General features: G+C 52.0%; 26 protein-coding genes. 23 read left to right on the top strand and 3 right to left on the bottom strand.

Annotated elements, in window-relative coordinates:
- Nucleotides 1–9 precede the first annotated feature (9 nt).
- The 3 genes from recF to dnaA are packed head-to-tail and all read right to left on the bottom strand — an operon-like array spanning nt 10 to nt 3,601.
- A complete protein-coding gene (gene recF, locus EIZ48_RS22690) occupies nt 10–1,089 on the bottom strand; it encodes a DNA replication/repair protein RecF (protein WP_160656680.1) in 1,080 nt (359 codons plus the stop codon).
- 3 nt (nt 1,090–1,092) lie between these two features.
- Nucleotides 1,093–2,193, bottom strand: coding sequence for a DNA polymerase III subunit beta (gene dnaN / locus EIZ48_RS22685; protein ID WP_160656677.1), 1,101 nt, complete (start codon nt 2,191–2,193; stop codon nt 1,093–1,095).
- A gap of 1 nt (nt 2,194) precedes the next feature.
- Nucleotides 2,195–3,601, bottom strand: a complete 1,407-nt coding sequence (gene dnaA / locus EIZ48_RS22680; protein WP_160656674.1) for a chromosomal replication initiator protein DnaA — start codon at nt 3,599–3,601, stop codon at nt 2,195–2,197.
- 309 nt (nt 3,602–3,910) lie between these two features.
- Between dnaA and EIZ48_RS22675 the strand changes: the two genes are divergently transcribed.
- The 23 genes from EIZ48_RS22675 to glmU all read left to right on the top strand — a co-directional run bounded on the left by EIZ48_RS22675 (nt 3,911) and on the right by glmU (nt 24,241).
- A complete protein-coding gene (locus tag EIZ48_RS22675; RefSeq protein WP_160656671.1) occupies nt 3,911–4,666 on the top strand; it encodes an amino acid ABC transporter substrate-binding protein in 756 nt (251 codons plus the stop codon).
- Between the two features lie 104 nt (nt 4,667–4,770).
- Nucleotides 4,771–5,442, top strand: coding sequence for an amino acid ABC transporter permease (locus tag EIZ48_RS22670; protein WP_075762027.1), 672 nt, complete (start codon nt 4,771–4,773; stop codon nt 5,440–5,442).
- Nucleotides 5,439–6,209, top strand: coding sequence for an amino acid ABC transporter ATP-binding protein (locus EIZ48_RS22665; RefSeq protein WP_160656668.1), 771 nt, complete (start codon nt 5,439–5,441; stop codon nt 6,207–6,209). Before EIZ48_RS22670 ends, EIZ48_RS22665 begins: the two co-directional genes overlap by 4 nt.
- Before the next feature lie 151 nt (nt 6,210–6,360).
- Nucleotides 6,361–6,495 carry a 50S ribosomal protein L34 gene (gene rpmH, locus EIZ48_RS22660; RefSeq protein WP_075762025.1) on the top strand — a complete coding sequence of 45 codons (135 nt, stop codon included), beginning with the start codon at nt 6,361–6,363 and terminating at the stop codon, nt 6,493–6,495.
- Nucleotides 6,496–6,507: 12 nt separating this feature from the next.
- Nucleotides 6,508–6,864, top strand: a complete 357-nt coding sequence (rnpA, locus tag EIZ48_RS22655; protein WP_075762051.1) for a ribonuclease P protein component — start codon at nt 6,508–6,510, stop codon at nt 6,862–6,864.
- The gene (gene yidD, locus EIZ48_RS22650; protein ID WP_075762024.1) at nt 6,831–7,088 is read left to right on the top strand and encodes a membrane protein insertion efficiency factor YidD; all 258 of its coding nucleotides are present in this window, start codon (nt 6,831–6,833) and stop codon (nt 7,086–7,088) included. The genes rnpA and yidD overlap by 34 nt, the downstream gene beginning before the upstream one ends.
- Before the next feature lie 2 nt (nt 7,089–7,090).
- Nucleotides 7,091–8,707 (top strand): membrane protein insertase YidC, encoded by a 1,617-nt coding sequence (yidC, locus tag EIZ48_RS22645; protein ID WP_075762023.1) that lies wholly within the window; start codon nt 7,091–7,093, stop codon nt 8,705–8,707.
- Between the two features lie 168 nt (nt 8,708–8,875).
- Nucleotides 8,876–10,243: a tRNA uridine-5-carboxymethylaminomethyl(34) synthesis GTPase MnmE gene (mnmE, locus tag EIZ48_RS22640; RefSeq protein ID WP_160656665.1), complete on the top strand. Its 1,368-nt coding sequence runs from the start codon at nt 8,876–8,878 to the stop codon at nt 10,241–10,243.
- Nucleotides 10,244–10,416: 173 nt separating this feature from the next.
- A complete protein-coding gene (mioC, locus tag EIZ48_RS22635) occupies nt 10,417–10,863 on the top strand; it encodes an FMN-binding protein MioC (protein ID WP_160656662.1) in 447 nt (148 codons plus the stop codon).
- 428 nt (nt 10,864–11,291) lie between these two features.
- Complete coding sequence (gene mnmG / locus EIZ48_RS22630) at nt 11,292–13,181, top strand: tRNA uridine-5-carboxymethylaminomethyl(34) synthesis enzyme MnmG (protein ID WP_160656659.1); 1,890 nt, start codon at nt 11,292–11,294, stop codon at nt 13,179–13,181.
- Nucleotides 13,182–13,190: 9 nt separating this feature from the next.
- Nucleotides 13,191–13,811: a 16S rRNA (guanine(527)-N(7))-methyltransferase RsmG gene (gene rsmG / locus EIZ48_RS22625; RefSeq protein WP_160656656.1), complete on the top strand. Its 621-nt coding sequence runs from the start codon at nt 13,191–13,193 to the stop codon at nt 13,809–13,811.
- Between the two features lie 16 nt (nt 13,812–13,827).
- On the top strand, nt 13,828–14,622 hold the full coding sequence (locus EIZ48_RS22620; RefSeq protein WP_160656654.1) for an AAA family ATPase: 795 nt from the start codon (nt 13,828–13,830) through the stop codon (nt 14,620–14,622).
- Between the two features lie 9 nt (nt 14,623–14,631).
- Nucleotides 14,632–15,525: a ParB/RepB/Spo0J family partition protein gene (locus EIZ48_RS22615; RefSeq protein WP_160656651.1), complete on the top strand. Its 894-nt coding sequence runs from the start codon at nt 14,632–14,634 to the stop codon at nt 15,523–15,525.
- 178 nt (nt 15,526–15,703) lie between these two features.
- Nucleotides 15,704–16,093: a F0F1 ATP synthase subunit I gene (locus EIZ48_RS22610; protein WP_075762016.1), complete on the top strand. Its 390-nt coding sequence runs from the start codon at nt 15,704–15,706 to the stop codon at nt 16,091–16,093.
- Between the two features lie 8 nt (nt 16,094–16,101).
- A complete protein-coding gene (gene atpB, locus EIZ48_RS22605) occupies nt 16,102–16,887 on the top strand; it encodes a F0F1 ATP synthase subunit A (protein WP_160656649.1) in 786 nt (261 codons plus the stop codon).
- A 66-nt stretch (nt 16,888–16,953) separates the two neighbouring features.
- Nucleotides 16,954–17,211, top strand: a complete 258-nt coding sequence (gene atpE, locus EIZ48_RS22600; protein WP_005302247.1) for a F0F1 ATP synthase subunit C — start codon at nt 16,954–16,956, stop codon at nt 17,209–17,211.
- Between the two features lie 49 nt (nt 17,212–17,260).
- Nucleotides 17,261–17,731 (top strand): F0F1 ATP synthase subunit B, encoded by a 471-nt coding sequence (gene atpF / locus EIZ48_RS22595; RefSeq protein WP_160656646.1) that lies wholly within the window; start codon nt 17,261–17,263, stop codon nt 17,729–17,731.
- 16 nt (nt 17,732–17,747) lie between these two features.
- Nucleotides 17,748–18,281, top strand: coding sequence for a F0F1 ATP synthase subunit delta (gene atpH / locus EIZ48_RS22590; RefSeq protein WP_075762013.1), 534 nt, complete (start codon nt 17,748–17,750; stop codon nt 18,279–18,281).
- A gap of 16 nt (nt 18,282–18,297) precedes the next feature.
- Nucleotides 18,298–19,839: a F0F1 ATP synthase subunit alpha gene (atpA, locus tag EIZ48_RS22585; protein ID WP_075762012.1), complete on the top strand. Its 1,542-nt coding sequence runs from the start codon at nt 18,298–18,300 to the stop codon at nt 19,837–19,839.
- A gap of 44 nt (nt 19,840–19,883) precedes the next feature.
- A complete protein-coding gene (gene atpG, locus EIZ48_RS22580) occupies nt 19,884–20,750 on the top strand; it encodes a F0F1 ATP synthase subunit gamma (RefSeq protein ID WP_160656643.1) in 867 nt (288 codons plus the stop codon).
- Between the two features lie 32 nt (nt 20,751–20,782).
- Nucleotides 20,783–22,189, top strand: coding sequence for a F0F1 ATP synthase subunit beta (gene atpD / locus EIZ48_RS22575; RefSeq protein WP_075762010.1), 1,407 nt, complete (start codon nt 20,783–20,785; stop codon nt 22,187–22,189).
- A 17-nt stretch (nt 22,190–22,206) separates the two neighbouring features.
- On the top strand, nt 22,207–22,629 hold the full coding sequence (locus tag EIZ48_RS22570) for a F0F1 ATP synthase subunit epsilon (RefSeq protein ID WP_075762009.1): 423 nt from the start codon (nt 22,207–22,209) through the stop codon (nt 22,627–22,629).
- Nucleotides 22,630–22,879: 250 nt separating this feature from the next.
- A complete protein-coding gene (glmU, locus tag EIZ48_RS22565) occupies nt 22,880–24,241 on the top strand; it encodes a bifunctional UDP-N-acetylglucosamine diphosphorylase/glucosamine-1-phosphate N-acetyltransferase GlmU (RefSeq protein ID WP_160656640.1) in 1,362 nt (453 codons plus the stop codon).
- Nucleotide 24,242: the final 1 nt, after the last annotated feature.

Below are 24,242 nucleotides of genomic sequence, written 5' to 3'. Positions count from 1 at the left end.
TCGCTTAAATTATCCTGCGGTTATTTTACCGTGTTCCACATGAAACATCTTGCCATTTTCATCATGCATTTCCGCAATTTGGTCGCGACTAATTGCACTAATGAAAACCTGGGCGTTGGTTTCCTTTAACCGTTGCGCAAGAAGCGCACGCCTATGGCTATCCAGCTCGGAAGCAAAATCATCAATTAAATATATACACTGCTTGCCGGTTGCTTCTGTGAGGTGCAGCCCCTGCGCCAGACGCAAGGCACATACCATCAGCTTCAGCTGCCCGCGAGACAGAACATCCTCGACGGGAGTACCGGCAACTTTGATCCGCAAGTCAGCCTTGTGCGGCCCGCTTGCGGTATAGCCCAGCTGGCAATCACGCTCAAAATTGCGTGTTAGCAGCTCGGCATACGGGGTGTCTTTTTCCCAGCCGCGGTAATACCCCAGCTGGATATCAAATTCAGGCAAAAAGCCCTGGCAGATCTCTGCGGCCTTTCGCTTCACTGCCTCAAGATACAGGCTGCGCCACTCGCTGATCTCTTCAGCCAGTACCGCCAGTTCCTGATCCCAGTAGCTCAGTTCGCGATAGCTACGAGCTGTCTTTAGCAGTGCATTGCGCTGCTTGGTCAATCGCTTGACCCGGCTCCAGGCATGATAAAACTGGGGCTCGACATGAAAAACGCCCCAGTCAATAAATGAGCGGCGGTATTTGGGACCACCAATCAGCAATTCGAACCCTTCCGGTGTGATCAACTGCAGCGGCAGCACCTGTGCCAGCTGCGCCAGTTTCTGTCCACCTTCGCCACCGATCTTGACCTCGGTAGTGCCGTCGCGCTTTTTATTGATCCCGAGCGGCAGCTCCAGCTCGCCATCGGTTTGCAACCGGCCATGGACAAACAGCTCCTGCTGTTCATGGCGGATCACCCTCCCCGTCAGGTGGCTGCGAAACGAGCGACCGTGTCCGAGGTAATGTAGCGCTTCTAGCACACTAGTTTTGCCACTGCCGTTGGCACCGACCAGAAAATTAAAGCTTGCCGACAAGGATAAGTCGCAAGCTTCAATATTGCGGAAGTCTTTTACAATAAGACGAGTAAGTGCCATGCCTTAGAGTCTGATTGGCATCACGACATACATGGCTTCGTCACTGGCGCTGTCTTCAACCAGCGCACTGGCGTTGGCATCGGTCAGCGACCAACGCACCTGCTCGCACTTAAGGGTATTAAGCACGTCGAGTACATAGCTGACGTTGAAGCCGATCTCCAGATCCTCGCCCTGGTAGTCGACATCAAGGAACTCTTCGGCTTCTTCCTGCTCAGGGTTATTGGCGGTAATACGCATCTCGCCGTTGGACAGGTTAACGCGAACCCCGCGGAATTTTTCGTTCGACAAGATAGCCGCACGGGAGAACGCTTTTTTCAGCTCGTCACAGCTCGCCTCGACAAACTTGGTACTGTTTTGCGGCATGACGCGGCGATAGTCAGGAAAACGTCCGTCGACCAGCTTGGAGGTAAAGACAAAGTTATTCACCACCGCGCGCAGGTTCGAGTTGCCAATCTGGATATCGACCATGGCATCCGGCGTATCCAGCAAGCGAACCAGCTCCAGCACCCCTTTGCGCGGCACAATGATCTGCTTGGAAGGCTGCTCCTGATCCAGCTCAATGGCACATACCGCCATACGGTGGCCATCGGTCGCGACCGAACGCAGGTTCTTGCCCTCGGTTTCAAACAGCATGCCGTTAAGGTAATAACGAACATCCTGATGCGCCATCGAGAACTGGGTGCTGTCGATCAGCTGGCGCATCCGCCCTTGCGGTAGCGTCAGCTCAACCTCGCTTTGCCAGTCATCAATATTCGGGAAATCCGCGGCAGGCAGCGTCGACAGGGAATAACGGCTGCGGCCGGAGCGAATGATCACCCGGTCGCCTTCCAGGGCAACAACGATATTGGCGCTATCAGGCAGGCCGCGACAAATGTCGAGAAACTTACGCGACGGGACAGTTACCGCCCCAGGCTCAAAATCAGCTTCCAGTGCCAGCTTGGCAACCAGCTCGACTTCCAAATCGGTGCCTGTCATCGACAGGCAGCCTTCTTCGACCTGAAGCAGAATATTGCCCAGGATCGGTAATGAAGGACGGCCGCCAAGTGCACCAGACACCTGCTGCAGCGGCTTTAATAAATGTTCGCGTTCGACGGTAAATTTCATATCAAGACGACAATGTTCTAATTAGGTTTGAATAATCTTCTTTTATATCGTGGCTTTCTTCACGCAGCTGCTCGATTTTGCGGCAGGCATGGAGCACCGTAGTATGGTCACGACCACCAAAGGCATCGCCGATTTCCGGCAGGCTATGGTTGGTCAGCTCCTTGGCCAGTGCCATCGCCATCTGGCGCGGACGGGCAACGGAGCGGGAACGGCGCTTGGACAGCATATCAGCCATCTTTATTTTATAGTATTCGGCCACGGTCTTCTGGATATTATCGATCGTTACCAGTTTTTCCTGCAGCGCCAGCAAATCGCGCAATGCCTCACGGACAAAGTCAATGGTTATGGCACGGCCGGTAAAGTTGGCGTTGGCTATCACCCGGTTCAGGGCCCCTTCCAGTTCACGGACATTGGAGCGCAGGCGCTTGGCTATAAAGAAGGCCACTTCGTCGGCCAGGCGGATATGGTGATCCTCGGCCTTTTTCATCAAAATGGCGACCCGGGTTTCCAGCTCCGGCGGCTCAATCGCCACCGTCAGCCCCCAGCCAAAGCGGGACTTCAGACGATCTTCAACACCGTTGATCTCGCGCGGATAGCGGTCAGAGGTCAGGATGATCTGCTGGTTACCTTCAAGCAGGGCATTAAAGGTGTGGAAAAACTCCTCCTGCGATCGCTCTTTGTTGGCAAAGAACTGAATATCATCGATCAGCAGGGCATCGACGCTACGGTAATAGCGCTTGAACTCTTCAATCGCATTGTTCTGCAGGGCCTTGACCATATCCTGGACAAAACGCTCGGAATGCATATAGACAACCCGGGCATTAGGCTTGCGATCGGCAATGGCATTGCCAACTGCATGTAAAAGGTGCGTTTTACCCAGACCGGTTCCGCCATATAAAAACAGCGGATTATAGGCGGCGCCCGGATTATCCGCCACCTGGCGGCAAGCGGCCAGTCCCAGCTGGTTCGACTTACCCTCAACAAAATTGTTGAAGTTATGCTTGGGGTTCACGTTCGACCGGTAGCCGGACTGAGACTCGGGCTGGACCGGTGACGGTGCAGGCTCCCAAGTACGCGGCGGCGTATCGTCCACCATCTGCGGGACTGCCGGCTCAACAACCGGCACCGAGGCTGCAGGCTGAGGTGGCGGCGGCACGGTGACCGGGCGGCTACCGACCTCAAATCGCAGGATCGGTACATCGTTGCCGCAAAATTCATTCAGCAGCCGGTTAATATTGTTGAGGTACTTATCCCGTACCCAATCAAGCACAAAACGGTTAGGCGCAAACAAGGTCAGCGTATTATCGTTCAACTCGGCCTGAAGCGGTCGAACCCACATACTGAATTCTGTTGCAGGGAGTTCTTCCTGAAGGCGTTGAAGGCACTGCAACCAAAGCGAAGATGACAAGCTCGACTCCACACTGAATAACAAAACACGAAAAGGGATGCAATTTTATACCTGCTGGCTCAGGATCGCCAGCAAAGAGATCGCAGATCCGGTGAATAAGATCAGACTTATTCACATAGATCGCACAATAAAACCCGAGATCAGCACAATTTTACCAGCCCTTACCCACAAAGCTATTAACAGCATGTAACCGTTACCTACGAACAATTGGTTATTTGAAATAACTCCAAGTTATTTAAAAAAAGCAGATATCAGCATATAGGATGTGAAAAACAGAGCATCATCACAGCCATCTGAGGAGTAAACAGGATGAAAAGCTGGATAAAAACAACATTCACAGCTGTCGCACTGACTTTGACAGCAAGCCAGGCTGCCATGGCCGCCACAGACGTGAAAGTCGGCATGTCAGGACGCTACTTCCCGTTTACCTTTGTAAAACAAGATCAGCTTCAGGGCTTTGAGGTCGACCTGTGGAACGAAATTGGTAAACGCAACGACTATAACGTCGAATTTGTGACCGCCAGCTTCTCGGGCCTGTTCGGTCTGCTGGAAACCGGCCGTATCGATACCATCTCCAACCAAATCACCATGACCGACGAGCGCAAGGCCAAGTACCTGTTTGCCGATCCGTATGTGGTCGATGGTGCCCAGCTGGTCGTGCGCAAGGGTAACGACAGCATCAAAAGCACCGATGATCTCAACGGCAAGACTGTCGGGGTCAACCTGGGTTCCAACTACGAGCAGTTGCTGCGCGAGCTGGATAAAGACGGCAAGATCAATATCAAGACCTACGATACCGGTATCGAGCACGATGTTGCCCTTGGCCGTACCGATGCCTTTGTGATGGACCGCCTGTCATCTGTCGAGCTGATCAAAAAGGCCAACCTGCCGCTGCAGCTGGCCGGCGAACCGTTCGAGCGTATCGAGAATGCCTGGCCGTTCATCAAGGGCGAAAAAGGCGAAAAGCTACGTGGCGAAGTGAACAAGGCCCTCAAGGCCATGCGCGAAGACGGTACCCTGGCAGAAATTTCAGTGAAATGGTTTGATGCCGATATCACCCAGTAATATCGCTGACGACGTTTCCCTCTAAATATCCATATACTTAAAGGCTCACCGCAAGGTGGGTCTTTGTCGCTTATTCACCCCTCAATAACGGAACTCTTATCCACATGGGCTTTGATTTTGACTACATGTTATCGCTGCTGCCTATTCTCCTGAAGTACCTGGGTACGACGTTGAATATGGCTGTCTGGGGTTTGCTTTTTGCCTTGGTCATTGCTGTGACGCTGGCGCTGGTCAGAGTGTACAAGCTGCCGGTACTGGATCAGCTCAGCCAGCTCTACATCAGCTTCTTCCGCGGCACCCCGCTGCTGGTTCAGCTTTTTTTGCTCTACTATGGCCTGCCGCAGGTGTTCCCTGTTTTTGTCGGCCTTGACGCCTTCAGCGCCGCAGTCATCGGCCTGAGCCTGCATTTTGCCGCGTACAAGGCGGAGAGTATCCGTGCTGCCATCATCGGGATTGACCGCAGCCAGATGGAGGCAAGCCTGTCGATCGGGATGACCGGCCTGCAGGCCATGAGACGGATCATTCTGCCGCAGGCAACCCGGGTCGCCCTGCCCTCGCTGATGAACTACTTCATCGACATGATTAAATCAACGTCACTGGCCTTTACACTGGGTGTGGCGGAAATTATGGCCAAGGCCCAGATGGAAGCCTCCTCAAGCTTCAAGTTCTTCGAGGCTTTTCTGGCCGTCGCCCTCATTTACTGGGGGATGGTATTGGTACTGACCCGGATCCAGAACTGGGCGGAAGCAAAACTCAACAAGGCATACACACGATGATCAAGCTTAACAATCTCGCCAAGCGCTTTGGCGACGCCACCATCTTTTCCGGCATTGACCTGACCATAGAGAAAGGCGAAATCGTCGTAGTGATCGGTCCGTCGGGTACGGGAAAATCCACCCTGCTGCGCTGTATCAACTTTCTTGAAACAGCCAACCGCGGCCACATTACTATCGGGGATGTCACCATTGACAGCCAGCAGGCCGCCAAGAGCGATATCATTGCCCTGCGCCGCAAAACCGGGTTTGTGTTCCAGAACTATGCCTTGTTTGCGCACCTGACGGCGAAGCAGAATATCGCCGAAGGGTTGATCACGGTAAAAGGCTGGAAAAAAGACGACGCCTTTCAGCGCGCGCAGCAGATTCTTGATGATATAGGCCTCGGCGACAAGGGAGAACACTATCCCGCCGCCCTGTCCGGCGGCCAGCAGCAACGGGTCGGCATCGGCCGTGCCATGGCCCTGGAGGCCGATTTGCTGCTGTTTGACGAGCCGACATCGGCGCTGGATCCGGAATGGGTCGGCGAAGTACTGACCTTGATGCAGAAACTGGCGACCCGCCACCAGACCATGCTGGTGGTCACTCACGAGATGCAATTTGCCCGCGAAGTCGCTGATCGGGTGATCTTTATGGCCGACGGTGGGTTCGTCGAACAAGGACCGCCAGAGCAGATCTTCACCAACCCGCAGGATCCTCGACTACAAAAGTTCCTGAATAAGGTTGGGATCCGCGAAGGATCCTTGCACTCAGCGACACAAGAAGTATAATTCAGCGCCCGTTGCTAACAACGGGTATAATTATTGACTATTTAGAGGTCAGTGATTACAATTCCGCCTCTTTGTTTAGAGGTACCGGTTGTTCGCAGTCGGAAACTCAGTAACAAACTTAAAAACTGATCAGTTAATTTAAGGTAAAACCATGAAACGCACTTTTCAACCTTCAGTTCTAAAGCGCAAGCGTAGCCACGGTTTCCGTGCACGCATGGCTACTAAGAACGGTCGCGCTGTAATCAACGCACGTCGCGCTAAAGGCCGTAAGCGTCTTTCTAAGTAATCTTTGATTATTTTGAATAAGCTCGCTTTCGCTCGGGAGTTACGTTTGTTAACTCCCGAACATTATAAAAAAGTCTTCCAGCAAGCTCACCGTGCTGGCTCTCCCCACTTAACTATTCTTGCCCGTAACAACGACCTTAATCATCCCCGTCTCGGCTTGGCTGTTCCCAAAAAACAGATCAAAACTGCTGTTGGCAGAAATAAGTTCAAGCGCATCGTGCGTGAAAGCTTCCGCCTCAAGCAAGCCGATCTGCCAGCCAAAGATTTTGTCGTTATCGCCAGGAAAAGCGCCAGTGAGCTGAGCAACGAAGAGCTCTTTAAATTGCTAGATAAACTATGGCATCGCCTGTCTCGCCCTTCGCGTGGCTAGTCGTTGGACTAGTCCGCTTTTACCAACTGGCAATAAGTCCGCTTATTGGACCACGCTGTCGCTATACCCCAACATGTTCCCAATACGCAATTGAAGCAATAAAAGCGCATGGAGCGATAAAAGGTTGTTGGTTCGCAGCGAAACGTCTATTAAGATGTCATCCTTTAACCGACGGTGGTTATGACCCCGTTCCGCCAACCAAGCATAACGACAGAGATAAGTAACGATGGATTCCCAACGCAATATTCTGTTAATTGCCCTACTGTTCGTCTCGTTCCTGCTGTATCAGCAGTGGAACATGGACAACGCCCCTCAACCACAAGGACAGGGTGTAGCGCAACAAGTCAACACAAGTGGTGATGTTCCTTCACATTCAGCTGACGGCCAGCCGATCACTGAACAAAGCACATCCGACAATCTAATCACCATCAATACAGATGTACTGGCGCTTACTGTCGATACGCTTGGTGGCGATGTGATCGAAGCCCAATTGCTGGCTTACGACAACGAACTCAATTCAGAAGACCCGTTTGTTCTTCTGAAAAACGAGCAGGGCCACAGCTATACGGCGCAATCTGGCCTTATCGGTGCCAACGGTATCGATACCACCGCCGGCCGTGCCCAGCTAGTGGTTGATGCAGACAGCTTTACCCTCGCCGACGGCCAGGATGAGCTGCGCGTACCGATGACGTATGAAAAAGACGGCATCCAGTACACTAAGACTTTCGTCCTTAAGCGCGGCAGCTACGCCGTTGATGTTGAATACAGCATCAACAACCAGTCAGCAGCACCGGCAAGCGTTCAGATGTATGCCCAGCTGAAGCAGAACCTGATGGATGACGGCGGCAGCCTGACGATGCCGACCTACCGCGGTGGTGCTTACTCGGCTGACGATACCAAATACAAGAAGTACAGCTTTGAAGATATGCAGGACAAGAACCTGAACCTGACTATCGCCAACCAGGGCTGGGCGGCAATGATGCAGCACTACTTCGTCTCGGCGTGGATCCCGCGTACCGACGAAGCCACCAACCTGTACACCCGTACCGGCAACGGCCAGGGTTACATCGGTGTACGTATGCCTGCAACCACGGTTCCTGCAGGTAGCGAGCAGACACTAACTGCCACTCTGTGGGTCGGTCCTAAACTGCAGGATCAGATGGAAGCCACCGCGCCTAACCTGAACCTGACCGTCGACTACGGCTGGCTATGGTTTATCGCCAGCCCGCTTCACATGCTACTGTCGTTCATCCAGGGCATCGTTGTGAACTGGGGTGTGGCGATCATGATGCTGACCTTTATTGTCCGTGGTGCGATGTACCCGCTGACCAAGGCTCAGTACACCTCAATGGCCAAAATGCGTATGCTGCAGCCTAAACTGCAGGCAATGCGCGAGCGTCTGGGCGACGATCGCCAGCGTATGAGCCAGGAAATGATGGAACTGTACAAGAAAGAGAAAGTGAACCCACTGGGTGGCTGTCTGCCAATCTTGCTACAGATGCCTATCTTCATTGCCCTGTACTGGTCACTGATGGAGTCTGTCGAACTGCGTCATTCACCTTTCTTTGGCTGGATCCACGATCTGTCAGCACAGGACCCGTACTACATCCTGCCGATCCTGATGGGTGTGTCGATGTTCATGATCCAGAAAATGAGCCCGACCACGGTGACCGACCCGATGCAGCAGAAGATCATGACCTTCATGCCGGTGATGTTTACCTTCTTCTTCCTGTTCTTCCCGTCAGGTCTGGTCCTTTACTGGCTGGTATCTAACGTCGTGACCCTGATCCAGCAGACGCTGATCTACCGTTCACTCGAGAAGAAAGGGCTGCATTCGAAGTAATGTGACCCCATGAACTCCCCAAAGGCGGCCAATGGCCGCCTTTTTACGTTATGCCACTGTGTCGCAGCGAAGCAAACCTGCCTCGCAGCCAACCATCTAAGCTATTACTAGGTTTTCCCACCGACTCTGTTTACAATTGCAGCGAATTTACAAAGCAAAGCCAAAATTATGATCGAACATACTGATACCATTGTTGCGCAAGCTACCCCTCCGGGCCGTGGCGGCGTCGGCATTATTCGCGTCTCGGGCCCAAAAGCCAACGAGGTCGCACTCGCGGTAGCCGGCCGTGAACTCAAAACCCGTTATGCCGAATACCTACCGTTCAAAAACGAGGACGGTAACGCACTGGATCAGGGCATCGCTTTATTCTTCAAGGGACCGAACTCCTTTACCGGTGAGGATGTGCTGGAGCTACAGGGCCACGGCGGCCCGGTACTGATGGATATGATGATCAAGCGTATCCTGAAAATTGATGGTATCCGCCCGGCGCGTCCGGGGGAATTTTCCGAACGCGCATTTATGAACGACAAGCTCGACCTGGCGCAGGCAGAGGCGATTGCCGACCTGATTGACGCCAGCTCGGAGGAAGCCGCCAAAAGCGCCTTCCAGTCGCTACAGGGTGCCTTCTCGGGCCGGGTCAACGAGCTGGTGGAGGCGCTCATCCATCTGAGGATCTATGTCGAAGCCGCTATCGACTTTCCGGAAGAAGAAATCGACTTCCTGTCTGACGGCAAGGTCAGCGGCGATCTCAACGGTATCATCGAACGCCTCGATGCCGTGCGCCGTGAAGCCAATCAGGGAGCGATCATGCGCGAAGGGATGAAGGTGGTTATCGCCGGTCGCCCTAACGCCGGCAAGTCCAGCCTGCTCAATGCCCTGTCCGGCAAGGATTCGGCCATTGTCACCGATATCGCCGGCACCACCCGTGACGTACTGCGCGAACATATCCATATTGATGGCATGCCCCTGCATATCATTGATACCGCCGGCCTGCGCGAAGCGACCGACGAAGTCGAGCGTATCGGTATCGAGCGCGCGTGGGAGGAAATCCAGCAGGCCGACCGCGTACTGTTCATGGTTGACGGCACCACCACCGATGCCATCGATCCCAAAGAGATTTGGCCGGATTTCATCGAACGCCTGCCAGACAGCATGGGCCTGACGGTGATCCGCAACAAAGTCGAACTGACCCACGAGGAAGCCGGGATCTGCCATGTCAACAACCCGACCCTGATCCGCCTGTCGGCACGCACCGGCGCCGGGGTCGACAGCCTGCGCGAGCACTTGAAGGAATGTATGGGCTTTGCCGGTACCACCGAAGGCGGCTTCATGGCCCGACGTCGCCACCTGGAGGCCCTGGAACGCGCGGCAGAACACCTCGAGACCGGCAAAGACCAGCTAGAGGGCTTCATGGCCGGAGAAATACTGGCCGAGGAGCTGCGCCTCGCCCAGCAGCACCTGAGCGAGATCACCGGCGAATTCACCTCTGACGATCTTCTCGGCCGGATCTTTACCTCGTTCTGTATCGGTAAATAGCAGATCCCACAACGCGATCGCCCCCCTAGCCTGTTCCGGATCCCCGGGACAGGCTGTGCATAACCCTTCAATAAAGATCCCCTCTCCAGCAAGATCATGCTTTCCTCCCTGTTCTGAAGCAGTACAATGCTGTGTATAGATTTGTTGTGAATATCTAAACGGACAGAGAGACCATGCGCTATATCACCTTGATCACCGGCAGTACCCTCGGCGGTGCTGAATATGTTGCCGACCATCTCAGCGAATTGCTGGAACAACACGGCCACAGCACAGACATCATCAATCAAGCCGACCTCGAACAGCTTTCCACCGACCATATCTGGCTACTCGTCTGCTCGACCCATGGTGCCGGTGAGTTTCCGGACAACATCCAGCCGTTTATCGAGCAGCTCACCAGCCAGAAACCCGATTTGTCGACATTGCAGTACGGGATCGTCGGGCTTGGCGACAGCAGCTATGACACCTTCTGCGCCGCGGCCAAAAACCTCGATCAGCAGCTCGCATCGCTTGGGGCAACCCGTCTCGGAGAGCGGCTTGATATCGATGTTTCCCAGGATCCCGTCCCTGAAGATCCTGCCGAACTGTGGCTGGAAACCTGGAAAAACACCCTCTGTGAATAAAATTCCGGCGAAAATTACTCAATATTTTCGCCTTTTTTAAACTTTTTTCTGTGGATAACTATAGATCTAAACGGTGATCAACCCATAGTTATCCATTGAATAAGTTTATCCCCCTCACAGCCCTGTTGATAAGTAGCTATTTTGATCCCAGCTAATCCTTGTAGAGATCCAAGCTGCTCCACAGCAAATGATCCTCTCTAACACCATGATCATTAGGATCATTTAACGGTTATCCACACGATCGGGGGATCTATATAATAGATCTAACAGAAGATCTCTTTAAAAAGATCTTATATATATTTAAAGAAGCCTTTCTTCTTGATCAAATGATCTTCACTAAAGATTCTCTCTTCCACGGAAAAAGGATAGAATAATCCACCTTTGCTCGCAGATACGTACTGGCAATTTCGAATACCTGAGGTAGTTTCATGTTTTACCAGGAAAATTTTGATGTCATCGTGGTTGGTGGTGGCCATGCCGGCACTGAGGCCGCGTTGGCAGCAGCCCGAATGGGACAAAAAACCTTACTTTTGACGCATAACATCGATACGTTGGGACAGATGTCTTGCAACCCTGCCATTGGCGGGATCGGGAAAGGACACCTGGTTAAAGAAGTTGATGCCCTCGGCGGCCTGATGGCTCAGGCGATTGACAAGGGCGGGATCCAGTTCAGAACCCTGAACTCCTCCAAAGGACCAGCAGTCCGGGCGACACGTGCCCAGGCAGATCGTGCCCTGTACAAGGCTGCCGTACGTGAAAAACTGGAAAACCAGCCTAACCTGATGTTGTTCCAGCAGTCCGTGGATGACCTGATCGTTGAAAACGATCGTGTGGTTGGTGTGATCACCGAAATGGGATTGAAATTCCGCGGCAAGGCCGTCGTGCTGACTGTTGGCACTTTCCTTGGCGGCAAGATCCACATCGGACTGGAAAACTACAGCGGTGGCCGTGCCGGGGATCCACCGTCGATCGCCCTGGCATCTCGCCTGCGTGAACTACCGTTCCGTGTTGACCGCCTGAAAACTGGTACACCACCACGGATTGATGCCCGCACCGTTGACTTTGGCCAGCTACAGGCCCAGCATGGTGACAACCCGACGCCGCTGTTCTCGTTCATGGGCAAGGCATCGGATCATCCGCGTCAGATCCCGTGTTACATCACCCATACCAACGAGCAGACCCATGAGGTGATCCGCAATAACCTCGATCGCAGCCCGATGTATTCCGGTGTGATAGAAGGTATCGGCCCGCGCTACTGCCCGTCGATTGAAGACAAGGTGATGCGGTTTGCCGACAAGAACAGCCACCAGATCTTTATCGAGCCGGAAGGCCTGACAACCCATGAGCTGTACCCGAACGGCATCTCGACCAGCCTGCCGTTTGATGTTCAGATGCAAATCGTACGTTCGATGAAGGGCTTCGAGAATGCGGCGATTGTCCGCCCGGGTTATGCGATTGAATATGATTTCTTCGATCCGCGCGATTTGAAACAGACATTTGAAACCAAGTTTATCCAGGGCCTGTTCTTTGCCGGACAAATCAACGGTACAACAGGCTATGAGGAAGCCGCCGCGCAGGGCTTGCTGGCCGGTATGAATGCCGCATTGCTGGCACAGGACAAAGAAGGTTGGAGCCCGCGTCGTGATCAGGCCTATATGGGGGTTCTGATCGACGATCTCTCGACCATGGGTACCAAAGAGCCGTACCGCATGTTTACCTCACGTGCCGAATACCGTCTGCTGCTGCGCGAAGACAATGCCGACTTGCGCCTAACCGAAATTGGCCGTGAGTTTGGTCTGGTCGACGACGAGCGCTGGGCTCGCTTCAACCAGAAGATCGAGAACATGGCGCAGGAGCGCCAGCGTCTGAAAGATATCTGGATCAATCCGGCATCGGATCATGCCGAGGCGCTGAACACGATCCTCAAGACACCGATCGCCCGCGAGGCCAGCGGTGAGGATCTTCTGCGCCGTCCCGAGGTGACCTATGAGCAGCTGACGGCCATCGAGGCCTTTGCCCCGGCCCACGATGATGCTCAGGCGAGCGAGCAAGTTGAAATCCAGGTGAAATACCAGGGTTATATCGATCGCCAGAAAGACGAGGTCGAAAAATCCCTGCGCCATGAAAACACCAAGCTACCGTTTGAGCTGGATTATAGCGTGGTGAAGGGCCTGTCTAACGAGGTCATAGCAAAACTCAATGATGCCAAGCCGGAAACTATCGGCCAGGCATCACGGATCTCGGGCATTACGCCGGCGGCAATTTCCCTGCTGTTGGTTTACCTGAAAAAACAAGGCATGCTTAAGAAAGGCGAATAGGAGTCACCGGTGAAACAACGTTTGGCGCAACTGATCGCGCAAACTGACCTCGAGGTCACAGATCAGCAAGTGGAGCAACTGGTCGGTTATGTTGCCCTGCTGCACAAGTGGAACAAAGCGTATAATCTGACCTCTGTTCGCGATCCCCAGGATATGTTGGTGAAACATATTATGGATAGTATTGTGGTAAGCACTCACCTTGACGGTGAGCGCTTTATCGATGTCGGTACGGGACCTGGCTTGCCGGGGATCCCGCTGGCGATTATGAATCCGGACAAGGACTTTACCCTGCTCGATAGCCTGGGCAAGCGAATTCGCTTTATTCGCCAGGTGATCCATGAGCTGGGCATCGAGAATGTGACGCCGGTGCAGAGCCGGGTTGAGGAGTTTCAGCCCGAAGTCGGTTTTGATGCCGTCTTGAGCCGTGCATTTGCGTCGATGAATGATATGGTGTCCTGGTGCCATCACCTGCCGAACACGAACGGGTGTTTTATGGCGCTGAAAGGACAGTTTAATCAACAAGAGGTCGTAGAGCTGCCGGAGTGGTGTTCTGTGACTGAGGTCAAATCTTTGCAAGTCCCTGAGCTAGAAGGTGAGCGCCATCTAGTAATCTTGACGGCAAAGGATTAATTGATGAGGTTTTTTCGTGGGAAGAGTCATAGCGGTTGCCAACCAGAAGGGAGGCGTGGGTAAAACCACCACTTGCGTTAATCTAGCGGCTTCACTGGCCGCAACACAGCGTAAAGTTCTAGTCATTGATCTGGATCCGCAGGGAAATGCCACCATGGCAAGCGGTATTGATAAATATCAGGTTGATGCAACAGCCTATGATCTTCTGGTCGAAGAAACCCCGTTTAGCGAAGTGGCGATCACTGACACCACCGGCGGCTATCACCTGATTGCCGCCAACGGCGATGTGACGGCCGCTGAAATCAAGCTGATGGAAGTGTTTGCCCGCGAAGTTCGCCTGCGTAACGCTTTGGAGGTAGTTCGTGATAACTATGATTTCATCTTTATCGATTGTCCTCCGGCATTAAACCTTCTTACAATCAACGCTATGACAGCAGCTGATTCTGTGCTTGTCCCTATGCAGTGTGAGTATTTTGCGCTGGAAGGCCTGACCGCATTGATGGATACCATCAGCAAATTGACCGCCGTGGTGAATGCCGACCTGAAGATTGAAGGGTTGCTTCGTACCATGTATGACCCGCGTAACCGGTTGGCCAATGAAGTCTCCCAACAGCTGAAAAAGCACTTTGGCGAGAAAGTCTACCGTACCGTGATCCCACGAAATGTCCGTTTGGCAGAAGCGCCTAGCCACGGGCGTCCGGCAATGTACTACGATAAGTATTCCAGCGGCGCCAAGGCATATCTGGCCCTGGCCGGTGAGATTATTCGTCGTGACGAAGTCGAGCGCAATGCCGGCGCTGTGGATGCATAAGGGTAAACAATGAACATGAATAAGCGAGGCCTTGGGAAAGGCCTTGATGCGCTACTGGCTACCAGCTCGGTCGCCCAGGCGAAACAAAAAAGTGCCGAGCAGGCACAATCGCTCTCTGAGGAAGGGACGCTGAAAGATCTTCCTGTCCAGGCGCTGCAGGCCGGTAAGTTTCAGCCTCGTAAAGATATGTCGGATGAGGCGCTGGCTGAACTGTCAGACTCGATTCGGGCCCAGGGGGTGATTCAACCAATTGTGGTGCGTAAGATCGCATCGCAACAGTACGAGATTATTGCCGGTGAGCGACGTTGGCGGGCAGCCCGTCAAGCTGGGCTTCAGAAAGTCCCTTGTATTATTAAGGATGTTAATGATCGGGCGACGGTCGCCATTGCGCTAATAGAGAATATCCAGCGGGAAGATCTCAATGCGATGGAAGAGGCGCAGGCACTGGAACGGCTGCAGAATGAATTTTCGCTGACCCACCAGCAGGTTGCCGAAGCCGTGGGTAAATCGCGCGCTGCCGTATCAAACCTGTTGCGTTTGAACCAGCTGTCGGAGCCGGTTAAGCGTATGGTCGAGCAGAGACAACTCGAAATGGGCCATGCCCGTGCCCTGCTTGCGCTTGAGCCAGAGCAGCAGCTGGAAGCGGCACAAATGGTTGTTGCCAAGCTGTTAACGGTTCGTGACACCGAGAAGCTGGTGAAGAAACTATTACAGCCTGTTGCCGAGCCAAAAGTGAAAGCCGTGAATGCCCAGCTCGAAGCGGCAGAAAATCACCTAAGTGAACACTTTGGCACCCAAGTGGCGATTAATCAGCAGAAAAACGGTAAAGGAAAAATCGTTTTCAGCTTTGACGAAGCCCACAAATTGAAGCAATTCATTGCAATGTTTGGTCACGAAATGTGACGTAAAACGTGCATATTTTGTTGCAAAATTTACAACGACGTGATCAGGTTATTGTGTTGTAAAATCTAACACTTTTTTTTGCTGCGATTAGATTGCATTCAATCTAATGAGCCGTATAATTTTCGCAGTTTTCCCAGCACGACGTTTGTGTAGTGGAATGGACTCGAGGAACGAATACATGGTATCGGCGCTAGTTAGACCGGGCCGCCAACTGGCGAAACGGTTGCTCTTGCTACAATCTGGCGTCGTTTTGACAACGGCATTACTGGCAGTGTTTGCTGTCAGTGTTGACTGGGGAATCTCCGCATTAATAGGTGGCGGCATTTTTGTAATTGCCAATGCTGTCTTTGCTAAATGCGCCTTTCTGTTCAGCGGAGCCCGCAGGGCCCGGCTGATCATGGCGTCATTTTACGGTGGAGAAGTGCTGAAAATCCTCATCACGGTCATCCTGTTTGCCATTGTTTACCTGTATGTCGAGGTGGAACTTGTTCCCCTCAAACTGACCTATTTGCTGGCTCTCGGTATTAATATCTTTGGGCCGGTTTTATTCATTAACAACAACAAATAGGATGAGTTATGGCTGCGCCAGGTGAAGCGCTAACGCCGTCAGGCTACATTACTCACCACTTGACTAACTTGTCGGTGGGTGAGGGTTTCTGGACGGTTCATATAGATAGCCTGTTTTTCTCCGCTTTCACAGGACTGCTCTTTCTAGGGCTATTCTACAAGGCAGCGAAAACAGCGACATCAGGAGTTCCAGGAAAACTACAGTGTTTTGTGGAGATAATGGTCGAATTCGTTGATAGCAGCGTTAAAGAGACCTTCCATGGCCGCAATAAACTGATAGCTCCTTTGGCTCTGACCATATTCTGTTGGATCATGCTGATGAACATCATGGACTTAGTGCCAATTGATTTTCTTCCGTATCCGGCGGAGCACTGGTTAGGTATTCCTTATCTTAAGGTAGTACCGAGTGCTGATGTCAACATCACCATGGCAATGGCGTTGGGTGTGTTTGCTTTGATGCTCTACTACAGCATCAAAATCAAAGGCCTTGGCGGTTTTGCAAAAGAACTGGCACTTCACCCGTTCAATCACCCGGTAATGATCCCGTTCAACTTGCTGCTTGAAGTAGTGTCGTTGCTAGCGAAGCCTATTTCGCTTGGTATGCGTCTGTTCGGTAACATGTTTGCCGGTGAGGTGGTGTTTATCCTAATTGCGGCATTAATGCCGTGGTGGGCACAATGGCTGGGCTCGGTCCCGTGGGCAATTTTCCACATCCTGGTCATTACAATTCAATCATTCGTGTTTATGATGTTGACTATTGTGTACCTGTCTCAGGCGCATGAAGACAATCATTAACGATTATTTGTAAATTTTTAATTTTTTACTGGCACTTTAGCCGACAACTATAAACTGGAGATAGTGATGGAAACTTTACTAAGCTTTTCTGCAATTGCCGTGGGCATCATTGTAGGTCTTGCTGCACTGGGTACAGCGATCGGCTTCGCACTTCTAGGCGGTAAATTCCTTGAAGGTGCAGCTCGTCAACCTGAAATGGCACCTATGCTGCAAGTTAAGATGTTCATCATTGCAGGTCTGCTTGATGCGGTTCCAATGATCGGTATCGTAATCGCTCTACTATTCACATTCGCAAACCCATTCGTTGGCCAACTAGCTGGTTAATAAATAAAAACGAACGGACCCATAGCAACCCTTTTTAAGGAGATGCGTTGTGAATATGAATGCAACTTTGCTGGGTCAGGCAATCGCCTTCTTCCTATTCGTGGTTTTCTGCATGAAATATGTATGGCCACCAATTATGGAAGCGATTGAAGAGCGTCAGAAGAAAATTGCTGACGGTTTGGCAGCCGCTGATCGTGCTGCCAAAGACCTGAACCTAGCGCAGGCAAATGCTTCTGAGCAATTAAAAGAAGCAAAACACACTGCAACTGAACTTGTTGAGCAAGCGAATAAACGCAAAGCTCAAATCATCGACGAAGCGAAGGCTGAAGCCCTTGCTGAGCGTGACAAAATTCTGGCTCAAGGTCTTGCTGAGATCGAAGCAGAACGTAACCGCGCGCGCGATGATCTGCGCAAACAAGTTGCAACTCTAGCTGTGATTGGTGCTGAGAAAATCATTGAGCGTTCTATCGATAAGGATGCCCATGCTGATCTTCTTAACAAAGTCACTGCAGAACTGTAATTAAAGGGGCAAGCACATGTCTGATATGACTACTATCGCACGCCCCTACGCTAAAGCAGCCTTTGATTTTGCGGTTGAGAAAGGTGAGCTGGCCCAATGGGCTGAAATGCTCACCTTTACTGCTGAGGTGGCAACGAATGACACTATTCAGGATGTCCTGGACAGTGGTTATGCTGCCGAGAAGCTGACTGAAATCTTTATTTCGGTTTGCGGCGAGCAACTCAACGAATTCGGTCAGAACTTGATTAAAGTGATGGCCGAGAACGGACGCCTGAAAGCGCTACCTGATGTCTGCGACGAGTTCCTGTTCCTGAAAAATGAACATGAAAAGACTATCGATGCGGAAGTAACCTCGGCGGTTACCCTCGACGATAGCCAACTTGCCGCGATCAGCGCGAAACTGGAAGAGCGTCTGGAACGTAAGGTTAAGCTGAATTGCAGTGTAGACGAGACCCTGATTGCCGGGGTTGTGATTAGAGCTGGAGACTTAGTCATCGATAACTCAGTACGCGGAAAACTAAACCGCCTGAGCGATACTTTGCAGTCTTGATTTGGGGAATTGGAGCATGCAACTTAATTCCACGGAAATTAGCGCACTGATCAAGCAGCGTATTGAAAAATTCAACGTTGTAAGTGAAGCGCGTAACGAAGGTACTATCATTTCCGTAAGTGACGGTATCATTCGTATCCATGGCCTTGCTGACGTAATGCAAGGTGAAATGATTGAATTACCTGGTGGCCGTTTTGCACTGGCACTTAACCTTGAGCGTGACTCGGTTGGTGCGGTTGTAATGGGCCCATATGCCGACCTACAGGAAGGCATGAAAGTAACGGGTACTGGTCGTATTCTTGAAGTACCAGTAGGCCCGGCGCTACTTGGCCGTGTTGTTAACACGCTGGGTGAGCCTATCGATGGTAAAGGTCCAATTGAAACCGAGACGTTCTCTCCGGTTGAAGTAATTGCACCAGGTGTTATCGACCGTAAATCAGTCGACCAGCCAGTTCAGACTGGTTATAAAGCGGTTGACTCAATGATCCCAATCGGCCGTGGCCAGCGTGAGCTAGTTATCGGTGACCGCCAGACTGGTAAAACAGCGATGGCGATCGATGCGATCATCAACCAGAAAAACTCTGGTATTTACTCTGTTTATGTTGCTATCGGCCAGAAAGCGTCAACTATCGCTAACGTAGTGCGCAAACTGGAAGAGCACGGTGCACTGGCAAACACAATTGTGGTTGTGGCATCGGCGTCTGAAGCAGCTGCATTGCAGTACCTTGCGCCATACGCAGGTTGTGCAATGGGTGAATACTTCCGTGACCGCGGTGAAGATGCGCTGATCGTATATGATGACCTGTCTAAGCAGGCTGTTGCGTACCGTCAGATTTCACTTCTTCTTCGTCGTCCACCAGGTCGTGAAGCATTCCCTGGTGACGTTTTCTACTTACACTCTCGTCTGCTGGAGCGTGCTGCTCGTGTAAACGAAAACTACGTAGAAAAATTCACTAACGGTGAAGTGAAAGGTCAAACTGGTTCCCTAACTGCGCTGCCGATCATCGAAACGCAGGCAGGTGACGTATCAGCATTCGTACCGACCAACGTTATCTCGATCACTGATGGTCAGATCTTCCTACAGACAGAGCTGTTCAACGCCGGTATTCGTCCAGCGGTTGACCCAGGTATCTCTGTATCGCGTGTAGGTGGTTCTGCTCAGACCAAGATCATCAAGAAGCTATCTGGCGGTATCCGTACTGCACTGGCACAGTACCGTGAACTAGCGGCGTTTGCCCAGTTCTCGTCTGATCTTGATGAAGCAACCAAGAAGCAGCTTGACCACGGTCAGAAAGTAACAGAGCTGATGAAGCAGAAGCAGTACGCGCCAATGTCTGTCTTCGAGCAAGCGCTTGTTATCTTTGCTGCGGAAAAAGGCTATCTGAACGATGTTGAGCTGACTAAGCTTGCTGACTTCGAAGCTGCGTTGCTTTCATATGCCAAAGCTCACTATGTAGAGCTTGTATCTCAGGTAGATGAAACGGGTGCTTGGAACGGCGAAATCGAAGAGCAGTTTGTAAAACTGGTTGAAGATTTCAAAGCGACCCAGACTTGGTAATTGGTTGGTGATCGCTTGCGATCACCTACTAACGGAGAGTAACGATGGCCAGCGCAAAAGAGATTCGTAACAAGATCGGCAGTGTGCAAAACACACAGAAGATCACAAAAGCGATGGAAATGGTGGCCGCGTCTAAAATGCGTAAAACGCAAGACGCGATGGAATCATCACGTCCATACGCACAAACTATGCGCAAAGTGATCGGTCATATCGCCCTTGGTAGCCTCGAGTATAAGCACCCTTATCTCGAAGAGCGTGAAGCCAAGCGCGTGGGTTACATCATTGTTTCTACTGACCGCGGTCTGTGTGGCGGTTTGAACATTAACCTGTTCAAACAAGTCATGACAGACGTTCAAGGCTGGTCAGAAAAAGGTGCAGACGTTGACTTGGCGCTTGTTGGTGCAAAGGCAACTGCATTCTTTAACAGCTACGGCGGTAACGTGGTCGCTCAGGTGTCAGGTCTGGGAGATTCCCCGACGGTTGACGAGCTGATCGGTACCGTTGGCGTAATGCTGAAGAAATATGATGAAGGCCAATTGGATCGCCTGTACCTGGTTTACAACAAATTTGTAAACACCATGGTTCAGGAACCAGTGATTGATCAATTGCTGCCTTTGCCTAAGTCAGAAGACGAAGAAATGCAGCGCAACCACTCTTGGGATTATATCTATGAGCCCGAGCCGAAAGCACTGCTGGATACCCTACTGATTCGCTATGCCGAATCACAGGTATACCAGGGTGTGGTCGAGAACCTTGCCAGTGAGCAAGCGGCTCGAATGGTTGCGATGAAAGCAGCGACAGACAATGCTGGAAACTTGATTGACGAACTACAGCTTGTGTACAACAAAGCCCGTCAGGCGGCGATTACACAAGAACTGTCAGAAATCGTTTCTGGTGCATCGGCTGTTTAAGGCAAAGAATTAATAAGTTTAGAGGATTAACGATGGCTACAGGTAAGATCGTACAGATCATCGGTGCGGTAGTCGACGTAGAGTTTCCGCAGGACTCTGTACCACAGGTATATGACGCCCTTCACGTTGATGCAAAAGAGAACGGTACGCTTGTTCTTGAAGTTCAGCAACAGCTTGGTGGCGGTGTTGTACGTGGTATCGCAATGGGTACTTCTGATGGCTTACGTCGTGGTTTGTCTGTTGAAAACACAGGCCGCCCAATTGAAGTTCCAGTTGGTACAGCTACTCTAGGACGTATCATGAACGTTCTGGGTCAGCCAATCGACGAGTGTGGTGATATCGGTGAAGAAGAGCGTTACGCGATTCACCGTGAAGCACCAAGCTACGAAGAGCAGTCAAACGCAACTGAGTTGCTTGAGACTGGCGTAAAAGTTATCGACCTGATTTGCCCATTCGCCAAGGGTGGTAAAATCGGTCTATTCGGTGGTGCCGGTGTAGGTAAAACCGTAAACATGATGGAACTTATCAACAACATCGCCCTACAGCACTCAGGTCTGTCGGTATTTGCTGGTGTTGGTGAGCGTACTCGTGAAGGTAACGATTTCTACTACGAGATGCAGGAAGCGGGCGTTGTTAACGTCGAGAATCCTGAAGAGTCTAAAGTAGCAATGGTTTACGGCCAGATGAACGAGCCACCGGGTAACCGTCTACGTGTTGCACTGACTGGTCTGACAATGGCTGAACGTTTCCGTGACGAAGGTCGTGACGTACTGCTGTTCATCGATAACATCTACCGTTATACCCTTGCGGGTACAGAGGTATCGGCACTTCTTGGCCGTATGCCATCTGCGGTAGGTTACCAGCCAACTCTTGCAGAAGAGATGGGTGTACTTCAGGAGCGTATCACGTCAACGAAGACTGGTTCTATCACATCGGTTCAGGCGGTATACGTACCTGCGGATGACTTGACGGATCCATCGCCGGCAACAACGTTTGCCCACTTGGATGCAACAGTTGTACTTTCTCGTCAGATCGCTTCTCTGGGTCTATACCCAGCGATTGACCCACTAGATTCAACATCTCGTATGCTTGATCCGCTAGTGGTTGGTCAGGAGCACTACGAGATCGCTCGTGGCGTGCAGAGCCTTCTGCAGCGTTATAAAGAGCTGAAAGACATCATTGCAATCCTGGGTATGGACGAGCTATCTGAAGAAGATAAGCAAGCTGTATCTCGTGCACGTAAGATTGAGCGTTTCCTAACTCAGCCTTACCACGTTGCTGAAGTCTTCACTGGTGACCCAGGTATCTACGTAGCCCTGAAAGACACGCTACGCAGCTTCAAGGGTCTTCTTGCTGGCGAATACGACGACATCCCAGAGCAGGCATTCATGTACTGCGGTGCGATCGAAGACGTATTGGAAAACGCGAAGAAGCTTTAAGCTGAGTAGGAGGCGACATGGCAGCGATAACCTTCCATCTAGACGTAGTCAGCGCAGAGAAGAAACTGTTCTCTGGCCGTGCTGAAAACGTTCAGGTGACCGGTAGCGAAGGTGAACTGGGTATTCACGCAGGACACACACCGCTGCTGACCGCTATCACGCCGGGCATGGTTCGAATCACTAAACAGCACGGCGAGGAAGAGATCATCTACCTTTCCGGTGGTATGCTGGAAGTCCAGCCGAGCTCCGTAACGGTGCTGGCTGACACTGCAATCCGTGGTGAAGATTTGGATGCTGCGAAGGCGGAAGAAGCGAAACGTCAGGCTGAGGAGCATATCCACAACCAGCACGGCGATATCGACTTTGCTCAAGCGGCCAGTGACCTGGCTAAAGCAATCGCTCAGCTACGAGTTATCGAGCTGACGCGAAAAGCGCGTTAATCAGGCGCATGACGCAAAAAAGCGACCCTAGGGTCGCTTTTTTTATAGCTGCTGCCTGGCGGTGCTGGCTGTCTATGAGTATCTGATAGTTTTGTCATTGTTTGCTGTACGCCGTGTGTTTTGTTGCATTTGCAGGCGATATCCGGTTATTACTCGCAAAAAAAAATCTATTTTCCTTAAACCTTCCTAGGTGAACCGATACAATGCGGGAAGTTAAAAATTGAATATGCATCAAGAAGGATTATCTATCATGAGCTTCAGTGCTGTGATCCTGGCGGCGGGTAAAGGAACCCGCATGTACTCGAATTTACCTAAGGTGCTGCATAAGTTGGCGGGCAAGCCGATGGCCAAGCATGTCATCGATACCTGTGGCGGCTTGGGTGCAGAGAATATCCACCTGGTCTATGGTCACGGCGGGGAGCAGATGAAGGCTGCCCTGGCTGAAGAGCAGGTAAACTGGGTACTGCAGGCTGAGCAGCTGGGGACGGGGCACGCGGTTAACCAGGCCTGCCCGGATCTAGCCGATGACGAGAAAGTGCTGATCCTGTACGGTGATGTGCCGCTGATCAGTGGCCAGACCCTGGAAAACCTCCTTGATGCCCAGCCAGAGGGCGGTATTGCCCTGCTGACCGTAGTACTGGACGATCCGACTGGCTATGGCCGCATCGTCCGCCGCAACGGCCCGGTGGTAGCGATTGTCGAGCAGAAAGATGCGTCTGAAGAGCAGAAGCTGATCAAGGAGATTAACACCGGGGTGATGGTTGCCAACGGCGGCGATCTCAAGCGCTGGCTGGCCGCGCTTAAAAACGATAATGCCCAGGGCGAGTACTACCTGACCGACATTATTGCGACGGCCCACAACGAAGGCCGCGCCGTTGAAGCCGTCCACCCGGTAAAGGCGATTGAAGTTGAAGGGGTGAACAACCGCATTCAGCTGGCAAGACTGGAGCGGGCTTATCAGGCGATGCAGGCAGAGCGCTTGCTTGAACAAGGTGTAATGCTGCGCGATCCGGCTCGTTTTGACTTACGCGGTGAGCTGCAGTGCGGCACGGATGTTGAGATCGACGTCAATGTGATTATCGAGGGCTCCGTGTCCCTGGGGGATAACGTGGTGATCGGCGCAGGCTGTGTGCTGAAAGACTGTGAGATTGATGACAACACGATTGTACGGCCATATAGCGTGATTGAAGGTGCGACGGTCGGCGAAGACTGTACGGTAGGGCCGTTTACTCGCTTGCGCCCGGGGGCCGAGCTGGTGGGTGACTCGCACGTCGGTAACTTTGTCGAAATGAAGAAGGCGCGCCTGGGCAAGGGCTCGAAAGCCAACCACCTGACCTATCTGGGCGATGCCGAGATTGGCGATCGGGTTAATATCGGTGCCGGTACGATTACCTGTAACTATGACGGTGCCAACAAGTTCAAGACCGAAATAGAAGATGATGTCTTTATTGGTTCTGATACCCAGCTGATCGCCCCGGTAAAAGTGGCCAAGGGCGCAACCATTGGTGCCGGCGCGACAATCAACCGTGATATCGGTGAAGGTGAGTTAGTCATTACTCGCGCCCCAGCCCGCACGATCAAAGGCTGGAAACGCCCGGTAAAACAAAAGTAAC

Source organism: Photobacterium alginatilyticum (genome assembly GCF_009910675.1).
Taxonomy (GTDB): Bacteria; Pseudomonadota; Gammaproteobacteria; order Enterobacterales; family Vibrionaceae; genus Photobacterium; species Photobacterium alginatilyticum.
This window is presented reverse-complemented; position numbering and strand designations above follow the sequence as displayed.

Bases quoted from the DNA above. Each gene is read 5' to 3' on its own strand.
- recF (WP_160656680.1), bottom strand. From the start codon at position 1,089: ATGGCACTTACTCGTCTTATTGTAAAAGACTTCCGCAATATTGAAGCT.
- dnaN (WP_160656677.1), bottom strand. From the start codon at position 2,193: ATGAAATTTACCGTCGAACGCGAACATTTATTAAAGCCGCTGCAGCAG.
- EIZ48_RS22675 (WP_160656671.1), top strand. From the start codon at position 3,911: ATGAAAAGCTGGATAAAAACAACATTCACAGCTGTCGCACTGACTTTG.
- EIZ48_RS22670 (WP_075762027.1), top strand. From the start codon at position 4,771: ATGGGCTTTGATTTTGACTACATGTTATCGCTGCTGCCTATTCTCCTG.
- EIZ48_RS22665 (WP_160656668.1), top strand. From the start codon at position 5,439: ATGATCAAGCTTAACAATCTCGCCAAGCGCTTTGGCGACGCCACCATC.
- rpmH (WP_075762025.1), top strand. From the start codon at position 6,361: ATGAAACGCACTTTTCAACCTTCAGTTCTAAAGCGCAAGCGTAGCCAC.
- yidD (WP_075762024.1), top strand. From the start codon at position 6,831: ATGGCATCGCCTGTCTCGCCCTTCGCGTGGCTAGTCGTTGGACTAGTC.
- yidC (WP_075762023.1), top strand. From the start codon at position 7,091: ATGGATTCCCAACGCAATATTCTGTTAATTGCCCTACTGTTCGTCTCG.
- mnmE (WP_160656665.1), top strand. From the start codon at position 8,876: ATGATCGAACATACTGATACCATTGTTGCGCAAGCTACCCCTCCGGGC.
- mioC (WP_160656662.1), top strand. From the start codon at position 10,417: ATGCGCTATATCACCTTGATCACCGGCAGTACCCTCGGCGGTGCTGAA.
- mnmG (WP_160656659.1), top strand. From the start codon at position 11,292: ATGTTTTACCAGGAAAATTTTGATGTCATCGTGGTTGGTGGTGGCCAT.
- EIZ48_RS22615 (WP_160656651.1), top strand. From the start codon at position 14,632: ATGAACATGAATAAGCGAGGCCTTGGGAAAGGCCTTGATGCGCTACTG.
- EIZ48_RS22610 (WP_075762016.1), top strand. From the start codon at position 15,704: ATGGTATCGGCGCTAGTTAGACCGGGCCGCCAACTGGCGAAACGGTTG.
- atpB (WP_160656649.1), top strand. From the start codon at position 16,102: ATGGCTGCGCCAGGTGAAGCGCTAACGCCGTCAGGCTACATTACTCAC.
- atpE (WP_005302247.1), top strand. From the start codon at position 16,954: ATGGAAACTTTACTAAGCTTTTCTGCAATTGCCGTGGGCATCATTGTA.
- atpH (WP_075762013.1), top strand. From the start codon at position 17,748: ATGTCTGATATGACTACTATCGCACGCCCCTACGCTAAAGCAGCCTTT.
- atpA (WP_075762012.1), top strand. From the start codon at position 18,298: ATGCAACTTAATTCCACGGAAATTAGCGCACTGATCAAGCAGCGTATT.
- atpG (WP_160656643.1), top strand. From the start codon at position 19,884: ATGGCCAGCGCAAAAGAGATTCGTAACAAGATCGGCAGTGTGCAAAAC.
- atpD (WP_075762010.1), top strand. From the start codon at position 20,783: ATGGCTACAGGTAAGATCGTACAGATCATCGGTGCGGTAGTCGACGTA.
- EIZ48_RS22570 (WP_075762009.1), top strand. From the start codon at position 22,207: ATGGCAGCGATAACCTTCCATCTAGACGTAGTCAGCGCAGAGAAGAAA.
- glmU (WP_160656640.1), top strand. From the start codon at position 22,880: ATGAGCTTCAGTGCTGTGATCCTGGCGGCGGGTAAAGGAACCCGCATG.